At 64.6% G+C, this 18,045-nt stretch carries 17 protein-coding genes and 1 pseudogene; 7 read left to right on the plus strand and 11 right to left on the minus strand.

Annotation, left to right across the window (positions count from 1 at the left end; translation table 11 throughout):
- The first annotated feature begins 109 nt into the window (after positions 1-109).
- From ACOOE2_RS10925 to ACOOE2_RS10935, 3 genes are read left to right on the plus strand one after another with little or no spacing between them, the layout of a single operon-like run.
- The gene (locus ACOOE2_RS10925) at positions 110-790 is read left to right on the plus strand and encodes an alpha/beta fold hydrolase (RefSeq protein ID WP_420383030.1); all 681 of its coding nucleotides are present in this window, start codon (positions 110-112) and stop codon (positions 788-790) included.
- 49 nt (positions 791-839) lie between these two features.
- Complete coding sequence (locus ACOOE2_RS10930) at positions 840-1,727, plus strand: alpha/beta fold hydrolase (protein ID WP_420383031.1); 888 nt, start codon at positions 840-842, stop codon at positions 1,725-1,727.
- Positions 1,728-1,758: 31 nt separating this feature from the next.
- The gene (locus ACOOE2_RS10935) at positions 1,759-2,517 is read left to right on the plus strand and encodes an MBL fold metallo-hydrolase (protein ID WP_420383032.1); all 759 of its coding nucleotides are present in this window, start codon (positions 1,759-1,761) and stop codon (positions 2,515-2,517) included.
- Between the two features lie 25 nt (positions 2,518-2,542).
- On the opposite strand, the gene ACOOE2_RS10940 is transcribed toward ACOOE2_RS10935, so the two are convergent.
- The 3 genes from ACOOE2_RS10940 to ACOOE2_RS10950 are packed head-to-tail and all read right to left on the minus strand — an operon-like array spanning position 2,543 to position 6,880.
- Positions 2,543-3,904, minus strand: coding sequence for a cryptochrome/photolyase family protein (locus tag ACOOE2_RS10940; protein ID WP_420383033.1), 1,362 nt, complete (start codon positions 3,902-3,904; stop codon positions 2,543-2,545).
- Between the two features lie 54 nt (positions 3,905-3,958).
- Entirely contained in the window at positions 3,959-4,975 is a 1,017-nt protein-coding gene (locus ACOOE2_RS10945) for a 2-oxoacid:ferredoxin oxidoreductase subunit beta (RefSeq protein WP_420383034.1), read from the minus strand.
- A 12-nt stretch (positions 4,976-4,987) separates the two neighbouring features.
- Positions 4,988-6,880, minus strand: a complete 1,893-nt coding sequence (locus ACOOE2_RS10950) for a 2-oxoacid:acceptor oxidoreductase subunit alpha (RefSeq protein WP_420383035.1) — start codon at positions 6,878-6,880, stop codon at positions 4,988-4,990.
- Positions 6,881-7,110: 230 nt separating this feature from the next.
- On the opposite strand from ACOOE2_RS10950, the gene ACOOE2_RS10955 reads away from it, so the two are divergent.
- A complete protein-coding gene (locus ACOOE2_RS10955; RefSeq protein ID WP_420383036.1) occupies positions 7,111-8,067 on the plus strand; it encodes an alpha/beta hydrolase in 957 nt (318 codons plus the stop codon).
- Entirely contained in the window at positions 8,068-8,586 is a 519-nt protein-coding gene (locus ACOOE2_RS10960; RefSeq protein ID WP_420383037.1) for an RNA pyrophosphohydrolase, read from the plus strand.
- 94 nt (positions 8,587-8,680) lie between these two features.
- Here ACOOE2_RS10960 and ACOOE2_RS10965 read toward each other — a convergent pair whose 3' ends face one another.
- Positions 8,681-9,040 (minus strand): hypothetical protein, encoded by a 360-nt coding sequence (locus ACOOE2_RS10965; protein ID WP_420383038.1) that lies wholly within the window; start codon positions 9,038-9,040, stop codon positions 8,681-8,683.
- Positions 9,041-9,098: 58 nt separating this feature from the next.
- Between ACOOE2_RS10965 and ACOOE2_RS10970 the strand changes: the two are divergent.
- Positions 9,099-9,356 (plus strand): annotated as a pseudogene (locus ACOOE2_RS10970) (IS5 family transposase); the annotation flags it as partial.
- Positions 9,357-9,457: 101 nt separating this feature from the next.
- Here ACOOE2_RS10970 and ACOOE2_RS10975 read toward each other — a convergent pair.
- The 4 genes from ACOOE2_RS10975 to ACOOE2_RS10990 all read right to left on the minus strand — a co-directional run bounded on the left by ACOOE2_RS10975 (position 9,458) and on the right by ACOOE2_RS10990 (position 14,346).
- A complete protein-coding gene (locus ACOOE2_RS10975; RefSeq protein ID WP_420383039.1) occupies positions 9,458-9,964 on the minus strand; it encodes a tetratricopeptide repeat protein in 507 nt (168 codons plus the stop codon).
- Between the two features lie 80 nt (positions 9,965-10,044).
- Entirely contained in the window at positions 10,045-11,226 is a 1,182-nt protein-coding gene (locus tag ACOOE2_RS10980; protein ID WP_420383040.1) for an RsmB/NOP family class I SAM-dependent RNA methyltransferase, read from the minus strand.
- Between the two features lie 18 nt (positions 11,227-11,244).
- Positions 11,245-12,702 (minus strand): IMP dehydrogenase, encoded by a 1,458-nt coding sequence (gene guaB, locus ACOOE2_RS10985; RefSeq protein ID WP_420384599.1) that lies wholly within the window; start codon positions 12,700-12,702, stop codon positions 11,245-11,247.
- Between the two features lie 129 nt (positions 12,703-12,831).
- Positions 12,832-14,346, minus strand: coding sequence for a M28 family metallopeptidase (locus ACOOE2_RS10990; protein WP_420383041.1), 1,515 nt, complete (start codon positions 14,344-14,346; stop codon positions 12,832-12,834).
- Between the two features lie 426 nt (positions 14,347-14,772).
- Between ACOOE2_RS10990 and ACOOE2_RS10995 the strand changes: the two genes are divergently transcribed.
- Positions 14,773-15,270, plus strand: a complete 498-nt coding sequence (locus ACOOE2_RS10995; RefSeq protein ID WP_420383042.1) for a hypothetical protein — start codon at positions 14,773-14,775, stop codon at positions 15,268-15,270.
- 68 nt (positions 15,271-15,338) lie between these two features.
- Here ACOOE2_RS10995 and sdhA read toward each other — a convergent pair whose 3' ends face one another.
- The 3 genes from sdhA to sdhC are packed head-to-tail and all read right to left on the minus strand — an operon-like array spanning position 15,339 to position 18,001.
- The gene (gene sdhA / locus ACOOE2_RS11000) at positions 15,339-17,144 is read right to left on the minus strand and encodes a succinate dehydrogenase flavoprotein subunit (RefSeq protein WP_420383043.1); all 1,806 of its coding nucleotides are present in this window, start codon (positions 17,142-17,144) and stop codon (positions 15,339-15,341) included.
- Positions 17,145-17,147: 3 nt separating this feature from the next.
- Positions 17,148-17,531, minus strand: a complete 384-nt coding sequence (sdhD, locus tag ACOOE2_RS11005; protein WP_420383044.1) for a succinate dehydrogenase, hydrophobic membrane anchor protein — start codon at positions 17,529-17,531, stop codon at positions 17,148-17,150.
- 41 nt (positions 17,532-17,572) lie between these two features.
- Complete coding sequence (gene sdhC / locus ACOOE2_RS11010; protein ID WP_420383045.1) at positions 17,573-18,001, minus strand: succinate dehydrogenase, cytochrome b556 subunit; 429 nt, start codon at positions 17,999-18,001, stop codon at positions 17,573-17,575.
- Positions 18,002-18,045: the final 44 nt, after the last annotated feature.

An 18,045-nucleotide genomic window follows, 5' to 3' on the forward strand; every position in this document is an offset into this window, starting at 1 on the left:
TTTGGCAGAATGTGTTGGATATATGTCATTTCTGACATCGCGCATCGGACATATACAGGCTCCATCGCAACGCTTGGCCGCTGGGGCCATACAGTGATGGAGACAGACGATGACTGCAATTTCAAACGTGATCCTGGTGCACGGCGCATGGGCGGACGGTTCGAGCTGGGCCAAGGTTATCCCGCTGCTGTCCGCAAAGGGCTTCAACGTGACCGCAGTGCAGCTGCCGCTGAGCAGCTTCGAGGCGGACGTCGCCACGGTGCGCCGCGCCATTGCGCTGGCCGAAGGCGAAATCGTGCTGGTCGGCCACAGCTACGCCGGCGCGGTGATCGGTGAGGCGGGCAACGACGCCAAGGTGGTGCGTATGGTCTATGTGGATGCCTTCGCACCAGACGCTGGTGAATCCGCTGGTTCGCTGATGGCGCAGTTCGAGGCGGCACCCATCGGCGCCGAGCTGCGCCCCGATGCCGAGGGCTTCCTCAGCCTGACCCGCACCGGCGTGTTCGAATTGTTCGCGCAGGACCTGGATGACGCCGAAAAGGCTGTCATCCACGCCACCCAGGGCCCGGTCAACGGCGCCGCGCTTGGCGGCACCCTGACTGCCGCAGCATGGCGCACGCGCCCGACGTTCTACCTGATCGGCGATGACGACCACGCCATTCCCGCCGTCGAGCAGGCGCGTATGGCCGCGCGGATGAACGCCACCGTCGCGCATGTTGCCGCCAGCCATGTGCCGATGTTGTCGCAGCCCGGCGTGGTGGCCGACTTCATCGCCACCGCCGCTGCGTGACCAGCCGGGGCGGCGTGCGCGCCGCCCCATTGCGCGAAAGGACACGGTCATGAGGATCAAGGCCAACGGCGTGGAACTCCATGTCGAGCAACAGGGCGCTGGCACGCCGGCGCTGGTATTCCTGCACTATTGGGGCGGATCGGCGCGAACGTGGCGGCATGTGAGCGACCTGCTCGCACCCGAGTTTCGTACCATTGCGCTCGACCAGCGCGGCTGGGGGCGGTCGGATGCGCCCGCGCACGGCTACACGCTCGCCGATCTGGCCGCAGACGCGCAGGCGGTGATCGCAGCGCTTGCGCCCGAGCGCTACATTCTCGTCGGCCATTCGATGGGCGGCAAGGTCGCGCAACTGATCGCCGCGCGCCGCCCGGCGGGCCTGATCGGACTGGCGCTCGTCGCGCCGTCGCCCCCCTCGCCGCTAGGGCTGCCGCTGTCCGTGCGAGAGGGCATGGTCGCCGCCTATGACACGCGCGAAAGCATCGTCGCGACAGTGGCGCAAGTGCTTGCCCCGGGCGGGCTGGCGCCAGAGGATCTGGCCGGCGTCATCAGCGACAGCCTCTCCGGCGCACCAGCGGCACGGGCGGCGTGGCCGATGGTCACCAGCCAGGAGGACATTACCGCCGACGTGGCCCGCATCGCGGTGCCGACGATCGTCCTGTCCGGCACGGACGACCGGGTCGATCCGCCAGACATCCTGCGCCGTGAATTGCTCGCGCGGATACCGCAGGCACGGTTGCACGAACTGCCTCATGCCGGGCACTTGCTGCCGCTCGAGGCGCCGGCCGCCGTCGCGCGCCTGCTGCGAGCGTTTGCCTTGTCGCTGGGCGACGACGACCTGACCACCACCGCCGCGCAGGGCACCGGACCGAACTGCGCGTGGTGCGGCATCGCCCGCAGCGCCGTGGCGCAGGCTCGGCTCGACCAGCAGAGCGCATAGCCCTCCCACACGCAAGCGAATGGATTGTCCCATGTCGCCTTTACAGATCATCCGCATCCCGATCCTGCCGTTCGGCATCGTAAACGCCCATCTGATCCGGGGTGAGGCGGGCTGCATTCTTGTCGATGCCGGTATCCCCGGTTCGGAGCGCAAGATAGGCCGCGCGCTCGCGCGCCATGGGCTGACCTTCGGCGATATCCGGCTGATCGTCATCACCCATGCCCATACCGATCACGCCGGCAGCGCCGCGCGGTTGCGCCAGCTTTCTGGCGCGCCGATCCTGGCGCATAGCGGCGATGCCGATTTCTACAGCCGCCGGCGGCCGATGAGCTATTGCCCGACGGGCCCGGTCGGCCGGCTGTTCTTCAGGACGCCGCTGCCGCACCAGCCTTACGAGGGCTTCGTCCCGGATATGATGATGCACGATAGCGAGCAGGTGAACCTTTCCGCGTTCGGAGTCGCTGGGACCGTGCGTCATACCGCCGGGCACACCGCCGGGTCGATTTCTGTCGAACTCGCCTCGCGCGATGCGCTGGTTGGCGATCTGGTGGCGTCGGGTATCCTTATCGGCGGTCTTGCGCGGATCGGTCATGCCATTCGCCCCCCGTTCGAGGATGATCCGGCAAAGGTGGCCTTCGAACTGGAACGATTGGTGCAAAATGGCGCCGAGCGCTTTTACCTCGGCCACGGTGGTCCACTCGGTGCAAGCGAAGTGCTGCGCCATGCCAACGCGCTCGCGGCGTTAACTTCGGCTCAAGGCGCGGAAGGCGATTGCGGGCACGCGCATTAAAACGGCGCGTCTGCGACTGATGGGTTCAAGCCTGTTTCATCATCGCGTGCGCGGCAAGCGCCCTCGTCCGCGCTTCGACATGGCCGATAATCTGCTCGGGATACGCCTTGGGCCGCACCTTTGGATCATGGATATCATCGTCCGACAAATTCGCCAGTTCAGGTACCCAGCGCCGGATATACCCCGCGGCATCGAACTTTGGCGACTGGGTCAGCGGCGCCATGATCCGCACGAACATGTTTGAATCGACGCCCGATCCCGCGGTCCATTGCCAGTTGACCGCATTCGATCCGTGGTCGGCATCCACCAGCGTATCCCAGAACCAGCGCTCGCCTTCGCGCCAGTCGATCAGCAGGTGCTTGATCAGGAAACTGGCGGTGATCATCCGCACACGGTTATGCATCCACCCCGTGGCCCACAGCTGGCGCATGCCGGCATCGACTATGGGATACCCCGTCTGGCCCTTCTGCCATGCTGCCAGCCCCTTGGCATCATCGCGCCAGGGCAGATGATCGAACGCTTCGCGCGCATTCCTGACGGCATAATCGGGCATCTGCACGGTGATGTTGGCGGCATAATCGCGCCAGCCCAGCTCGCCCAGGAACACGTCGACCGATCCGCCGGCATCCTTCACCGCATGCCAGACGGCCGCAACCGACACTTCGCCCCAATGCAGATGCGGCGACAGCATCGACGTACCATCGACCGAAGGCAGGTTGCGCGTTTCACTGTACCGTTTAGCGTGATCGGTAAAATCATCGAGCCGATCGGCAGCGCCGGTTTCACCCGGGGTCCAGGTTTTGCGAAAGCCGCCCGCCCAGTCGGGCTTGCTTGGCAACAAGCCCCATCCGTCCAGCTTGTCGCTATCCGGCCAGAACTTGGGCTTGGTCAGATGCTTGGGCGCAGCGACCGGCTTATGCGGCGGCATATGCTGGACCAGCGCGCGCCAGAACGGGGTGTAGATCTTGTACGGGGTGCCGCTGCCGGTCAGCAGCGACCCGGGCGGCACCAGATATTGTCCCTCGTGCAGCACCAAATCAAAGTTTTTGGCCACCGCGCGTTCGGCCATGCGCCACCACGGCTCGGCATGCGCCATGGCATGCACCCGCCGCGCGCCGGTTTCGCGCCGCACAGCGCCCAGCGCCTCATGCGCCTTGCCCCGGCGCAGCACCAGCTGCGAGCCGATCTTGCGCAGATCCGCATCGAGGCTGGCCAGGCTGTGATGCAGCCACCAGCGCGACGCTGCGCCCATCGCACGATGGCGCGGGGTTTCGTCATCGAGCACATAGACCGGAATGACTGCGCCCTCGGCCGCCGCAGCAGCGAAAGCCGGCTGATCGGCAAGCCGCAAATCCTGGCGCAGCCAGACGATAACAGGATCAGTCATGGCGCCCTTCTGCCCGCCGCCGGTTCCGCCGCGACCTGCCTTTTCGGGCAATGATCAGCCCGGAACGGTCCACGTCTGGCCCTTCGCCAGCAGTTTGCCAAGATCCGCGCTCTTGCCCGCGCGCGCTTTCTGGTCCTGACCGAGCAATTCGCCTTCGTAGGTCGGGCGCGGATCGTCGTAAATCACGCCCAGCGCCATCGGAAATGGCCCGAACGGCATTTCGATCAGCATGTGCGCGACTGCGCGATTGGTCACGTTGTGGACGATCACGCCCGCACCGCGCCAGTCGCCATCGACGACATCGACCACTTTCAACGTCAGCGTAGCGGTATCGAGCCCAATCCCCCGGGTGCCCTTGGCAAACAGCAGCGGTTCGCCATGGCGCGCCCACACCTGGTTCGCATCGGCGACCGGCTTGGCGATGAAATCGTCAAAGCGGTCCTTGTTGTACACGATGCAGTTCTGGAAAATCTCGACGAAGGCCGCGCCCTGGTGCGCATGTGCGGCCTTGATCACCGATGCCAGATCCTTCGACACGTCGTACGACCGCGCGATGAACCGGCCGCCTGCGCCAAGCGCAAACGCGCATGGCGACGCCGGCCGATCGACCGAGCCCATCGGCGAGGTCGGCGAAAACGTGCCCTCGCGGCTGGTCGGCGAGAACTGGCCTTTGGTCAGGCCGTAGATCTCGTTGTTGAACAGCAGGATCTGCGTGTTCACATTGCGGCGCAGGATGTGCATCAGGTGGTTGCCGCCGATCGACAGCCCGTCGCCATCGCCGGTGATCAGCCAGACATCGAGTTCCGGGTTGGCCAGCTTGATGCCGGTCGCGAACGCCGGCGCGCGGCCGTGGATCGTGTGAAAGCCATAGCTTTCGATGTAATACGGAAACCGGCTGGAACAGCCGATACCCGAGACGAACACCGTCTTCGACGGATCGGCGCCGAGATCGGGCAGCGTGCGCTGCACCGCTTTCAGGATGGCATAGTCGCCGCAACCGGGGCACCAGCGCACTTCCTGGTCGGTTTCCCAGTCTTTCAGGGTCGTCTTGATCGGGGTCAGGTCGTTCATCGCAATCGTCCTTCAGGCCGCCAGGATTTGTTCAATCGCCGCTTCGATTTCGGCAATCGTAAACGGCTGGCCGCTGGTCTTGTTGAGCGGGCGTGCATCGATCAGGAACTGGTCGCGCAGCACGGTCTTGAATTGGCCGGTGTTCATTTCGGGCACCAGCACGCGGTCATACCCGGCGAGCAACTCGCCCAGGTTTTCGGGCAGAGGCCAGATATAGCGGACATGCACGTGGCTGACATCGAGCCCGCGCCGGCGCGCGCGGCGCACCGCCTGGTGGATCGGGCCAAATGTGCTGCCCCAACCGACCAGCACCAGCTTGCCGCTCGCCTCGCCCAGCGTCACCTCCTGCGGCGGGATACTTTTCGCAATACCGTCGATCTTGGCCTTGCGCAGATCGGTCATCGTCTGGTGGCTGGCGGGCGAATAGTCGATCGCGCCCGTGGTGGGGTTCTTCTCGATCCCGCCGATGCGATGCATCAGCCCGGGTGTGCCCGCCTTGATCCAGGGCCGCGCACCGCGTTCGTTGCGCGCAAACGGCAGGACGGTGCCGTCAGGACCGTTGGGTTCCTCCAGAAACGTCGCGGGGAACGGCAGATAGCTGGCCGGATCGGGCACTTTCCACGGCTCGGCCGCATTGGCGATATAACCATCGGTCAACAGCATGACCGGGGTCATGTACTGCGTCGCGACACGGCACGCCTCGATCGCGCAATCGAACGCATCGCTCGGGGACCGCGCCGCGATCACCGGAATCGACGCATCGCCATTGCGGCCATAGACCGCCTGATACAGATCCGACTGCTCGGTCTTGGTCGGCAGCCCGGTCGATGGCCCGCCACGCTGCGAATTGACGATCACCAGCGGCAGTTCGGTCATCACCGCCAGCCCGATCGCCTCGGTCTTGAGCGCGATGCCCGGGCCCGACGATGACGTCACGCCCAGATGCCCGGCATACGATGCACCGATCGCCGAAGCGATCGCGGCGATTTCATCCTCTGCCTGGAATGTGGTGACGCCGAATTCCTTCAGCTTGACCAGATTATGCAGGATCGAGGATGCCGGCGTGATCGGATACCCGCCGAAAAACAACGGCAATTCGGCCAGCTGCGCGCCGGCGACCAGGCCATAGCTGATCGATTCGGCGCCGGTGACGGTGCGATACAGGCCCGGCTCGCTTTCGACAGGCGCGATCCGCACCTGCCGCAACGGACCCGACAGTTCGGCGGTTTCGCCATAGGCATGCCCGGCATTCAGCGCGGCGACATTGGCATCGGCGAGCGTCGAGTTCTTGGCGAACTTGGTGCGCAGCCAGTCGATCAGCGGGCCGCGCTCACGGTCGAACATCCACAGCGCCAGCCCCAGCGTCCACATGTTCTTGCAGCGCAGTGCTTCCTTGTTGCCAAGGCCGAACGGCTTGACCGCCTCGAGCGTGAGCGCAGAAATATCGAAGCCCAGCAGTTGCCATTTGTGCAGGCTGCCGTCTTCGAGCGGGTTGACCGTATACTTGGCCTTTTCCAGATTGCGTTTATTGAATTCGCCGCTGTCGGCAATGATCAACCCGCCGGGCTTCAGCGCGTCGAGGTTGACCTTGAGCGCAGCGGGATTCATCGCGATCAGCACATCTGGCTGATCACCTGCGGTTTCGATATCGGTCGATCCGAAATTGATCTGAAACGCCGAAACGCCGAACAGCGTGCCCTGCGGCGCGCGGATCTCGGCCGGAAAATCGGGGAACGTCGCCAGATCGTTGCCCGCCAGCGCCGTCGACAGCGTAAACTGTCCGCCGGTCAGTTGCATGCCGTCGCCGCTGTCGCCGGCAAACCGCACCACAACGGCATCGGGCGCCGCCGCGTTTTCTTTCCCACCGGTCAGGGCGTCGGGCCCGCCGAAAACTGCAGTAGCCATCGTATTCCTCGCTTGGCGGACCGGTCAGCAGGCCGATCGCCGTTCGTCAACGTGCGTGTGATCCCCGCGCCTAACGACGGGCAGGGTCAAGCGCAAAAAAGAAAATCTGCGTCACGTCATACCACGGCGCCATGGCCGCGCTTGATAATGATGGCGGGCTCTAGTCAAGACGCACTTGCGCATTTACCGTTCGAAAATTGCACAGCATAGCCACGAGGATTGCGGGCATCATGGCAGACGAAACCGCCACAGGCGTGACCATAAGGCCCGACGTGAAGGGTTTTCTCGATTACCTGAACGCCGCTGGCACGCCGCCGATGAGCACACTTACCCCGGCCATGGCGCGCCAGGAGTTTTTGATGATGAGCAGCGTGGCCGAGCGCGCGCCGCTGGATCTGCCGGTGATCCGCGATCTGGTCGCGCCCGGACCCGCCGGCGACATCGGGTTGCGCCTGTATGATTCGCGCGACACGCGCGCGCCGGGCCCGGCCGTCGTGTTCTTTCACGGTGGCGGTTTCGTCATCGGCGATCTGGCCACGCACCAGGCGTTCTGCACCGAGATTGCCAGCGCGCTCGATCTGCCGGTCATTGCGGTCGATTACCGGCTCGCGCCCGAGCACCCGTTTCCCGCCGCACCCGATGATTGCGAGGCCGCCGCGCGCTGGATCGCGACCAGCCCCGACGCGATCGGTCGCACGATCACGGGCCTGATCCCGATGGGCGACTCGGCAGGCGGGAACCTGGCGATCGTCGTGACGCAGGCGCTGGGGGCACGGCCCGCTGCCGTCCCCGTCATCCTGCAGGTGCCGCTGTATCCGCTGACCGACGACCGGCCCGACCACGCATCGTACCGGCAGTTTTGCGAGGGGTTCATGCTGAATGCCGACAGCATGGCGTGGTTTACGCGGTGCTATGCGGCCACACCCGGGGACCCGCGTGCCTATCCCTTGTATAATGACCATGCGCATACCCCGCCGACCGTGCTAGTCACCGCAGGGCTCGATCCGATCCGCGACAGCGGGCGGGTTTATGGCGCCGAACTGATCCTTGCGGGCGTGAACGTCACATTTCTGGAATTTGCCGGAACCATCCACGGCTTTGCACAATTGCGCAAAGCGATCCCGAGCGCTTACGACGATAGTTTCACAATTTTTGCCGCTATCAAACGGCACCTGGAACATGGCTAGATGACGATAGATCCCGCGACCCTTCCCTATCGCCCCTGCGTCGGCATCATGCTGGTCAACGCCCAGGGCAAAGTCTTTGTCGGGCAGCGTATCGACACACGCGAACGCGCGGCGCGTGGCGAGGCTGCGACTGGGGAAGGCGATGCCTGGCAGATGCCGCAGGGCGGCATCGATGATGGCGAAGACGTACGGCCAGCGGGTTTGCGCGAACTGTTCGAGGAAACCGGCGTGACCGCCGACCTGGTGCAGATCATCGCCGAAACCCAAGACGAGGTGTTCTACGACCTGCCGCCCGAATTGCTCGGCCGGCTGTGGAAAGGGCGCTTTCGCGGTCAGCGCCAGAAATGGCTGCTGTTGCGCTTTACCGGCGACGACCGTCAGGTAAACCTGAATGCCTATGATCCGCCCGAATTCGCCGAATGGAAATGGGTCGATCCCGAAGAACTGCCCGACCTGATCGTGCCGTTCAAACGCCGCGTCTATCGCCAGGTGCTTGACGAGTTTCGCCCGCTGTTGTGATCATGGCAGCGGTGTAAACAGGCATTACCGGCGCAACGCAACCATGCTCCCGCAACGGGACGATGCTCGGTCGAGAACCCATAAATGGGGAATGTCAGAGGAACTCGTGAAGAGGCGCTGCGGGCATTTCGTCAGCGCTGGAAGCCAGAAGAGTAGCTGATTTGCCTTTGACATGGTGGAGCTCAAGGTAGCCTCGGTCGGCTCCGTCCTCGATGACACGAGCGCCATCAAGGACACATAGGAAGCCGAAAGTGGCGGCATGGGCGGCTTGCGCAATGGCGTATTCGACATGCGCGCGTTCGTCAGGGGAAAGCGCGCGAAACCAGGCTGACCTGCGCTTTCTATCTTCAGAAAGGTTGCGGCCAGTTGGGCTTTCAATCTGCGAGATCGTTCCGCTCGTAGCGGGCTCAACCACTGTTTGACGCACGAGATCAATGAAGGCCGCTTGTTCCATAGCAACAGACTACTGCAATTCGAAACGACTGGGCAACTACTGCAATCTGTGATTCAGTATCACCATGAGCCGATACGACCTGACCGACTTCGAGTGGCGTGTGATCGAACCGTTGTTGCCCAATAAGCCGCGAGGCGTTCCCCGCGTTGATGACCGTCGCGTGTTGAACGGCATCTTCTGGGTTCTGCGATCCGGTGCGCCGTGGCGCGACCTGCCTGAGCGCTATGGCCCGCGCACCACTTGCTACAACCGTTTCGTGCGATGGCGGAAGGCCGGGGTGTGGGATCGGATGATGGACTCCATCATCAAGCATTTCCGCAGGGTCGCAACCCGCTACGACAAGCTGGCAGAAAACTTCCTCGCCATGGTCCAACTCGCGTCAATGCGACTGTGGCTGCGCGTCTATGAGTCTACGACCTAGTTGTCCTGCACCACCGGCGCGGGCTTGACCGCTTGCGCCGATACGACTTTGGGCGCGGGTCCTTTGGCGATGGCATCCGCCAGGATGCGGCTTTCGGCGCAGCCTTTGCCGCACAGGCCGTCAAGCCGAGCCAGATTGGCGCGCGCCTTTTCCAGCGCGCCTTTTTCCGCCATCGCACCGCCTTCGCCGCCGATCGCGTCCAGATCGTTGGGATCACGTTCAAGCGCGACGCGGTAATAATGGATGGCCTTGCCCTGAAGTCCAGCCTTGCGCGCGGCATCGCCCAGCGCGACCAGCGTGCCGGTATAGCCCGGATCGACGGCCAGCGCGGATTCAAATTCGTCCGTCGCCATCGTCACATCGCCATGCGCCAGCGCGGCGCGGCCGCTCGCCAACAGTTCGCCGGCACGCGGATCGATCGGGTCTGCGACCTTGGCCTGGCCCATGCTGCCGGTGACGGCGAGCGCGAGCGAGAGAGCCAGCGCAGCGGGGTAATAACGCATCAGCAAATCCCTGAAAGAACCGGGCACCGCTCCGGCAGAAACCGTATGTGGGTGCCCGGATTGCATAATTCCATCGATTATCATGGTGCAACCAGGTTTGCGAAGAAAAACCCGTCGGTATCGTCGTGCCCCGGCGTCAGCCTCCATCCGGCGCCGCGCCGGCGCCCGATCGGCGCGGCGATCGGCACCGCCCGCCACCCGTGATGGCGCGCCACAAACGCGGCGATCGCATCGGGCCCTTCGGCATCGAGCAACGAACACGTGATGAACGTGATCCGGCCGCCCGGACGCACCAGCCCCGCCGCCAGATCCAGCACTTGCGCCTGCATCCGCACGTAGCGCGCAATCACCGCCGGGCTCAGCCGCCAGCGTGCCTCCGGGTTGCGCCGCCACGTGCCGGTGCCGGTACACGGCGCATCGACCAGCACCGCATCGACCTGCCCCATCACATCGCGCAGCGCCTGCCATTCGCGGCCGCCATCGAGCAGCCGGGTTTCAACCGTCGCGCCCGCACGGGCCGCGCGCGCGGGCAGGCGCGACAGGCGCGTGCGATCGATGTCGCAGGCTATCAGGCGGCCGCCGTTATTCATCGCTGCGGCAAGTGCGAGCGTCTTGCCCCCCGCACCGGCGCACAGATCGACCACGGTTTCACCGGCGCGCGCCGCGATGATCCCGCACGCGATCTGGCTGCCGGCATCCTGCACTTCGAACAGGCCCTGCGCAAAGGCGGGCCATGCTTCGGCCTGCGTGCCGGGCGGCAGGCGAAGGGCATCGGGCGACGGACCGGGCTCGGCCGCAACCGGCAATTGCGCGATCAGATCATCGCACGTGATGCGCAAGCGATTGGCGCGAATATCGAGCGGCGCGCGGGTCAGCAGCGCCGCAAGCTCTGCCTCATCATGCCCGCTGTGCATCAATTCAGTCATAAGCCAGTCAGGTGCGATACCTGCTTGCGCCGGAACTTCATCGGGCGCAATCGGCGCGGGGCCATAGTGCGACCCGTCGAACAGCACCGCGACCGCCGGATCATCCGCCGCCACGCGCAACATCGCCATGCGGCCATTGCCGGGGATGTCGCCACACGCGCGGATCGCGTGCCACACCAGCTCGCGAATTGCGCGGCGGTCTTTCGATCCGACAAAGCGCCGCGTGCGAAACCAGTCGGCAGCAAGGCGATCGGCGCTGGCGCCCTGCCCCCGAGCCGCCAGGATCACCGCATCGAGCAGGTCGATCGCCGCCTGGGCGCGCGCTGGCGGCGTCATCGATTAGCGCCCAAAGTCCTAGCGGGTCGGGTAATTGGGTGCCTCGCGCGTGATCGTCACGTCATGGACATGGCTTTCGCTCAACCCCGCATTGGTGATCCGCACGAATTTCGCATTGGCTTTCAGGTCAGGAATCGTCGCCGAACCGGTATAGCCCATCGCCGCCTTGATCCCGCCGACCAGCTGGTGGACCACGTCCTTGGCCGGGCCCTTGTACGGCACCTGGCCCTCGATCCCTTCGGGAACGAGCTTCATCTGATCCTTGATATCCTGCTGAAAATAGCGATCGGCCGATCCGCGCGCCATCGCGCCGACCGATCCCATGCCGCGATAGCTCTTGTACGAGCGGCCCTGATAGAGGAACGTCTCGCCCGGCGCTTCCTCGGTGCCGGCCAGCAGCGACCCGATCATGATCGTGCTCGCGCCGGCGGCAAGCGCCTTGGCCGCATCGCCCGATGTGCGCAGACCGCCATCGGCGATGATCGGCACGCCAGATTTCTCGGCTTCCTCTGCGCATTCCATGACCGCGGTCAATTGCGGCACGCCGACGCCCGCGACCACGCGCGTGGTGCAGATCGATCCTGGCCCGATCCCGACTTTTACCGCATCGGCGCCGGCATCGACCAGCGCGCGTGTTGCTTCGGCCGTGGCGACATTGCCCGCGATCACCTGCACCGCGTTCGACAGTTTCTTCACCGCCTCGACCGCACGCGCGACTTGCGCATTGTGGCCATGCGCGGTGTCGATGACGATCACATCGCATTCCGCATCGATCAGCGCGCGTGTGCGCTCCATTCCCTTTTCGCCGACCGTGGTCGCGGCGGCAACGCGCAGGCGCCCTGCCGAATCCTTGGTCGCGCTGGGGTAATTGACCGCTTTTTCGATATCCTTGACCGTGATCAGCCCGATGCAGCGATAGGCATCGTCGACCACCAGCAGTTTTTCGATCCGGCGGTGATGCAACAGCCGCCGCGCTTCGTCGCCGCTGGTGCCCAGCGGCACCGTCGCCAGGTTTTCATGCGTCATCAGCTCGCGCACCGGCTGCATCAGATCAGCGGCAAAGCGCACGTCGCGGTTGGTCAGGATGCCGACCAGACGCCCCGACGCCTCGACCACCGGGATGCCGCTGATCTTGTGATGGCGCATCAGCGCCTGCGCCGAGCCGAGCGTCGCATCGGGCGTGATCGTGATCGGGTTGACCACCATGCCGCTTTCGAACCGTTTGACCGCGCGCACCGCAGCGCACTGCTCCTCGATCGACAGATTGCGATGCAGCACCCCGATCCCGCCCAATTGCGCCATGACGATCGCCATGTCGGCCTCGGTCACGGTGTCCATCGCTGCGGACAGCACCGGAATGTTGAGCGGGATCCCGCGCGTCAGCAGCGTGCGCGTGTCGGCCTGGCTGGGCAACAGATCCGACGCCCCCGGGCGCAACAGCACATCGTCATATGTCAGGCCGAGGGGGATATCGATCACGGGAAGCCACTTTCTGCGGGGGTAGATTCGTGGCGGACCATGTAACCAAGCCGGCCATATCTGGCCAGCGCGATTTTGCGCCGCGCCGATCCGCCCACCACGATGAGGCAATATCGGGCTGGCTGCTCAGCGCGTTGCGCTGTCCAGTCGCGGCACAGGGGGCCCGGGAAAACGATGCACATCGGCAAAGTATCGCGCCAGTTCGACTTGCAGCGCAACATCTTCGCCCATGCCGCCATATTCGACGCGCGCGGGGATATCGGTGGGCCGATGATAGCGCTCGTCCATGAATTTTTCGAGCCGCGCGGTGTCGGAATAGGCGCTGGAGACCATGACGGCGGGCACGTCGTGTTCGATGAATGCCCACCCGTCCTGCCGGCGGACAAAGGCATTGGCGGCATTGCCGCTGACCGTCTTGCGGCGCATGGCCTTCAACACCACGGCGATGCTGTCATCAAGATCGGTCATCCCCGCGCCGATCACGCTGACCGGCAAGCCCGTCCCGACCAGCCCGGTCGAATCGACATTGAGCACCGCCATGATGGCATCGAGCGGCAACGGCGGATTTTCGGTAAAGGCCTGCGCGCCGAGCAAACCCAGTTCTTCGCCGGTGGTGGCGAGGAAATAGATATCGCGGTCGAGCGGACGGCCGTGTGACAGGATGCGCGCGGTTTCGGTGATCACCGCCAGGCCGCTGGCATTGTCGACTGCGCCGTTGCAGATCAGGTGTTCGGCCGGCGGATCGGCACAGCGCCCGAAATGATCCCAATGCGCCACGATCACGACAGCACCCAGGTCGTGGCGCCGCCCTTCCAGCTTGCCGATCAGGTTGTGCGTATGAATGCGCGTTTCGCGCCCCGTCGCCTCCAGCGTGCCGTTGATGCCGATCAGGCGCGGGGGCGATCCGGACGCAGCGCGCAATCCATCCAGTTTGCCGGTGCCCGCAGCATCGAGCAGCGCTTCGGCGACTTGCGGCGTGACATAGGCCTGCAGATCGCCGCCCAGTTTTTGCCCGGCCAGGGCATACCCGGGCCGGCGGCGGCGCGCCGCCACATCCTCCAGCTTGCGCGGGCCGTCGAGCACGGTGATGACCGCAGCCGCCCCTGCATCGAGCAGGCGACCGGCGCGGTCATCGGGCCCGGCGGGCTCGGCGCCGGGCTTGTCCGGCTTGGCGCTGTTTGCCGACTGGCTGTCGAGGATCAGAGCGATCCGCCCGGCCAGTTCGGTGCGCGCGGTGTCGGGATTGGTATCCCTTGCGACATACAACAGCGGCGCATCCTCGATCAGGCTGCGCAGGCCCGACGTGACGACGAACACGCCATCGGGATCGGTCGCGATGCGGCGATGGCCGCGCTGAAACGTCGCGCGGCTGGACTGCGGAACGCGCTCGACCAGCTCGACCGGGGCAAACCAGGCGTTGCCGGGGTCGTTGGTGCCGCTGGCCAGGCCGATATCGAACCATTCGCGCGCCAGATAGCGCAATGTCCTGGTTTCGCCGTCAGTGCCCGGCTCGCGCCCAGCGTATTCATCGCTGGCCAGGACTTCGACATGCCGGCGCAGCGTTGCCTCAAGCGCAAGATCACGCGGTGCAACCGACGGCGGTGCTGCGCGCGCACCGCTCAGCAGGACGACCAGCAGCACGGCGACGACAGCACGCGCGCGGGGCCGCCTGGCCCTATGCGCTTGCCCCCACCTGTGCCCAAACTGCATCGGCCGATCCTGTTGCCCTGCATCCGCGCTGTTCCGCCGCATTTGCCGTGTCGCGAATGCCGCGCGGATTCGCGGCCTGTCTCCACCTGCCTGTCAAATGGTGCGTTTGGGCGCAAGCATCCTTTTGCCAAAGGCGTGGTCAATTGGCGGATTCGCGGCGGGGTAGTCCAACGACGGCACAGATTATCGCGGGTTGAAGCTGTTGCGAGCGCGAGCCGTCCGGTTGCGCGCAGCGAGGCGCTTGTATCGTGCGCCTTGGCACTTTTGGGAGACTTGTGTATTGTCACGTTCATGAAACACGCAACAAACTGTTTTTCGCCACCGCGCGGGGCTCAACGCTCAATCTCGGCAATCTTATTGGCCGGTACGCTCGCGCTGATCACTCCGGCCATGGCTCCGGCACAGACCGCAGTTGCGCCAAGACCGGTGACCGCGCGCGACGTGGCGATCGCCCCGGTGGATGAATTCAACCTGCGCAAGCACACGTATGCCGAAGAGCTCGTGCAGGCAAAGGCGCACCCCTATACCCTGCCGAATGGCGGATCATGCGCCGCGCTGAACAAGGAAGTCGTCCTGCTGAACGGCTCACTCGGGCCCGACATCGACGAAGCGGCCAAAGCGACCGACGAGGAAAAGCGGTCGCAGGCAGCAGGCGGCACCGCGCGCTCGGTGGTCAGTGGCCTGATCCCGTTTGGCGGGATCATCCGCACCATCAGCGGCGCCGCTGCCGAAGAACACCGGCGCGAGCTGTATCTTTACGCCGGATCGGTCCGCCGCGCGTATCTGAAGGGCTATGCCCGCGCGCGCGGCTGCAAGATTGCCCGCTATGTCGCGCCGCCGGAAAAGAAGAAGTAACGCTGCGACATGTCACACAAAAAAGCCGGGGCGAATGCCCCGGCTTTTTTTGGTCATGCAGGCTCGTGTCAGTACACGCGCGCCTTGGGCTTGATGTACGTCGCATCGTCGGTCAGCGTGTATTCGTGGACCGGCCGGTAATCGATCCGGACGCCGCCGCCCTGCCCGCCCCAGCCATCGAACCAGGCGACGGTGTGCTTCATCCAGTTCGCGTCGTCGCGATTGGGGAAATCCTCGTGGGCGTGCGCGCCACGGCTTTCCTTGCGATTGTTCGCGCTGTGCATCGTTACAGCCGCCTGCGAAATCAGGTTGTCGAGTTCCAGCGTTTCGACCAGATCCGAATTCCAGATCAGCGAACGATCGGTCACACCGACATCCTGCAGCCTGGCATATGTCGCGGTCAGCTTTTCGACGCCCTCGGCCATCAGCTCGTCGGTGCGGAACACCGCCGCATGCGTGCTCATCGCGCGCTGCATTTCGCCGCGAATTTGCGCCGTCGGCGTGCCGCCCGCGGCATTGCGGAAGTGGTCGAGCCGTGACAGCGCCAGGTCGGCGCTATCGGCGGGCAACGCTGCATGCGCGGTGCCCGGCTTGATGAGTTCCTTCAGGCGCAAGCCGGTGGCACGGCCGAACACGACCAGATCGATCAACGAATTCGATCCCAGGCGATTGGCCCCGTGCACCGATACGCACGCCGCCTCACCCACGGCAAACAGCCCCGGCACGACGACTTCGGTGTCGCCATCGGCGCCCACGGTCATCACTTCGCCGTGGTAGTTGGCCGGGATGCCACCCATGTTGTAATGCACGGTAGGCACGACCGGCAGCGGCTGCCGAGTAAGATCGACCCCCGCAAAGACCTTGCCGCTTTCGGTAATACCCGGCAGGCGCTCGGCCAGGATCTTGGGATCGATATGGTCGAGATGCAGGAAAATATGGTCCTTGTGCGGACCGACGCCGCGCCCTTCGCGGATTTCCAGCGCCATCGATCGCGACACGACGTCGCGGCTGGCCAGGTCCTTGGCCGACGGCGCGTATCGCTCCATGAAGCGTTCGCCTTCGGAATTGGTCAGATAGCCGCCTTCGCCGCGCGCGCCTTCGGTGATCAGCACGCCCGCGCCGTAAATGCCGGTCGGGTGGAACTGCACGAATTCCATATCCTGCAACGGCAGGCCGGCGCGCAGGACCATGCCGCCGCCGTCGCCGGTGCAGGTGTGCGCCGATGTCGCGGTGAAATAACTGCGGCCGTAACCGCCCGTCGCCAGCACGACCGCGTGGCCGCGAAAGCGATGGATCGATCCGTCATCCATGCAAAGCGCGATCACGCCCCGGCACTTGCCGTCTTCCATGATCAGGTCGATCGCGAAATATTCGATGAAGAAGTCGGCATCGTATTTCAGCGACTGCTGATACAATGCGTGCAGCATCGCGTGGCCGGTGCGATCCGCCGCGGCGCATGTGCGCTGCACCGGCGGGCCTTCGCCCATGTTCTGCATATGGCCGCCGAACGGGCGCTGATAGATCGTGCCATCGGCGTTGCGGCTGAACGGCACGCCCGCGTGCTCCAGCTCGTAGACTGCAGCGGGCGCCTCGCGCACCATGTATTCGATCGCGTCCTGGTCGCCCAGCCAGTCCGACCCCTTGACGGTGTCGTACATGTGCCACTGCCAGTGGTCGGGGGTGTTGTTGGCAAGCGACGCGGCGATGCCGCCTTGCGCAGCAACGGTGTGCGAGCGGGTCGGAAACACCTTGGTGATACACGCGGTGCGCAGGCCAGCCTGGGCCGAGCCCATTGTGGCGCGCAGGCCCGAACCGCCGGCGCCGACAACCACGACGTCATAGGTATGGTCGATGATCTTGTATGCGGCAGTCATGGCTCAAGCGCCTCCCAGGGCAATACGGATGACGCAGACGATGCCGAACGCCGATGCCGCGACAGGCACGAAGTTGATCAGCAGCCAGCTGGCGATGCGCCCGCCTTCGCCATGGACGTAATCCTCGAGCATCTCCTGCACGCCGAGGCGCGCGTGATAGACGGTGTTGAGCAGGATCAGCACCATCGCAGTCGCCGCCACCGGCTGCGCCAGCCAGGCATGCACCGTTGCGTAATCATAGCTGTTCAACAGCGCCAGGCTGATCATCAGATAGGGGATCAGCACAAGATTGCCGATGCCGGTCAGGCGCTTGGCAAGAAAGTGATGCGCCCCGCGATGGCTGGAACCCAGCCCGCGCACGCGACCGATGGAAGTACCGTTACCCATTGTATCCTCTTATATCTGACTGTGCTGGTGCGCCGACAGGATCAGCGCGGCATCAACAGGAAGGCCCAGAACAGGGCAGTGGCGATAACCGAAAAAACCATCGTCAAGACCGACCAGCGCGCGTTTGCATCCAGTTCATACCCCGCGCCGATATCCAGCACGAGATGGCGCACCCCGCTGGCGAGATGCTGAAAGAACGCCCACGTCAGCCCGATGAGCACGACTTTGCCCAGAAGCGAGGTAAACACCGACAGCGAACTGGCGGTACCGGTCCAGACATAGGCGATGAATGTCTGATAGCTGTGCTCGCCACCCGCGATCGCACCGATCCACCACAGCAACAGGCCCAGCCCCGCAAACGCCATGCCGTTGCCGGTGACCCGGTGCAGGATCGACACCAGCATCGCCGGGCCCCAGCGCCAGATCTGAAGATGCGGCGAAAGTGGCCGGTTGCTGTTTGCCTGCGCCATGCAAAACTCCTTAAAAATCCGATGGCCGCACGCCTGCGCCGCGA

The sequence above is a fragment of the Novosphingobium sp. genome (assembly GCF_965214355.1).
Taxonomy (GTDB): Bacteria; Pseudomonadota; Alphaproteobacteria; order Sphingomonadales; family Sphingomonadaceae; genus Novosphingobium.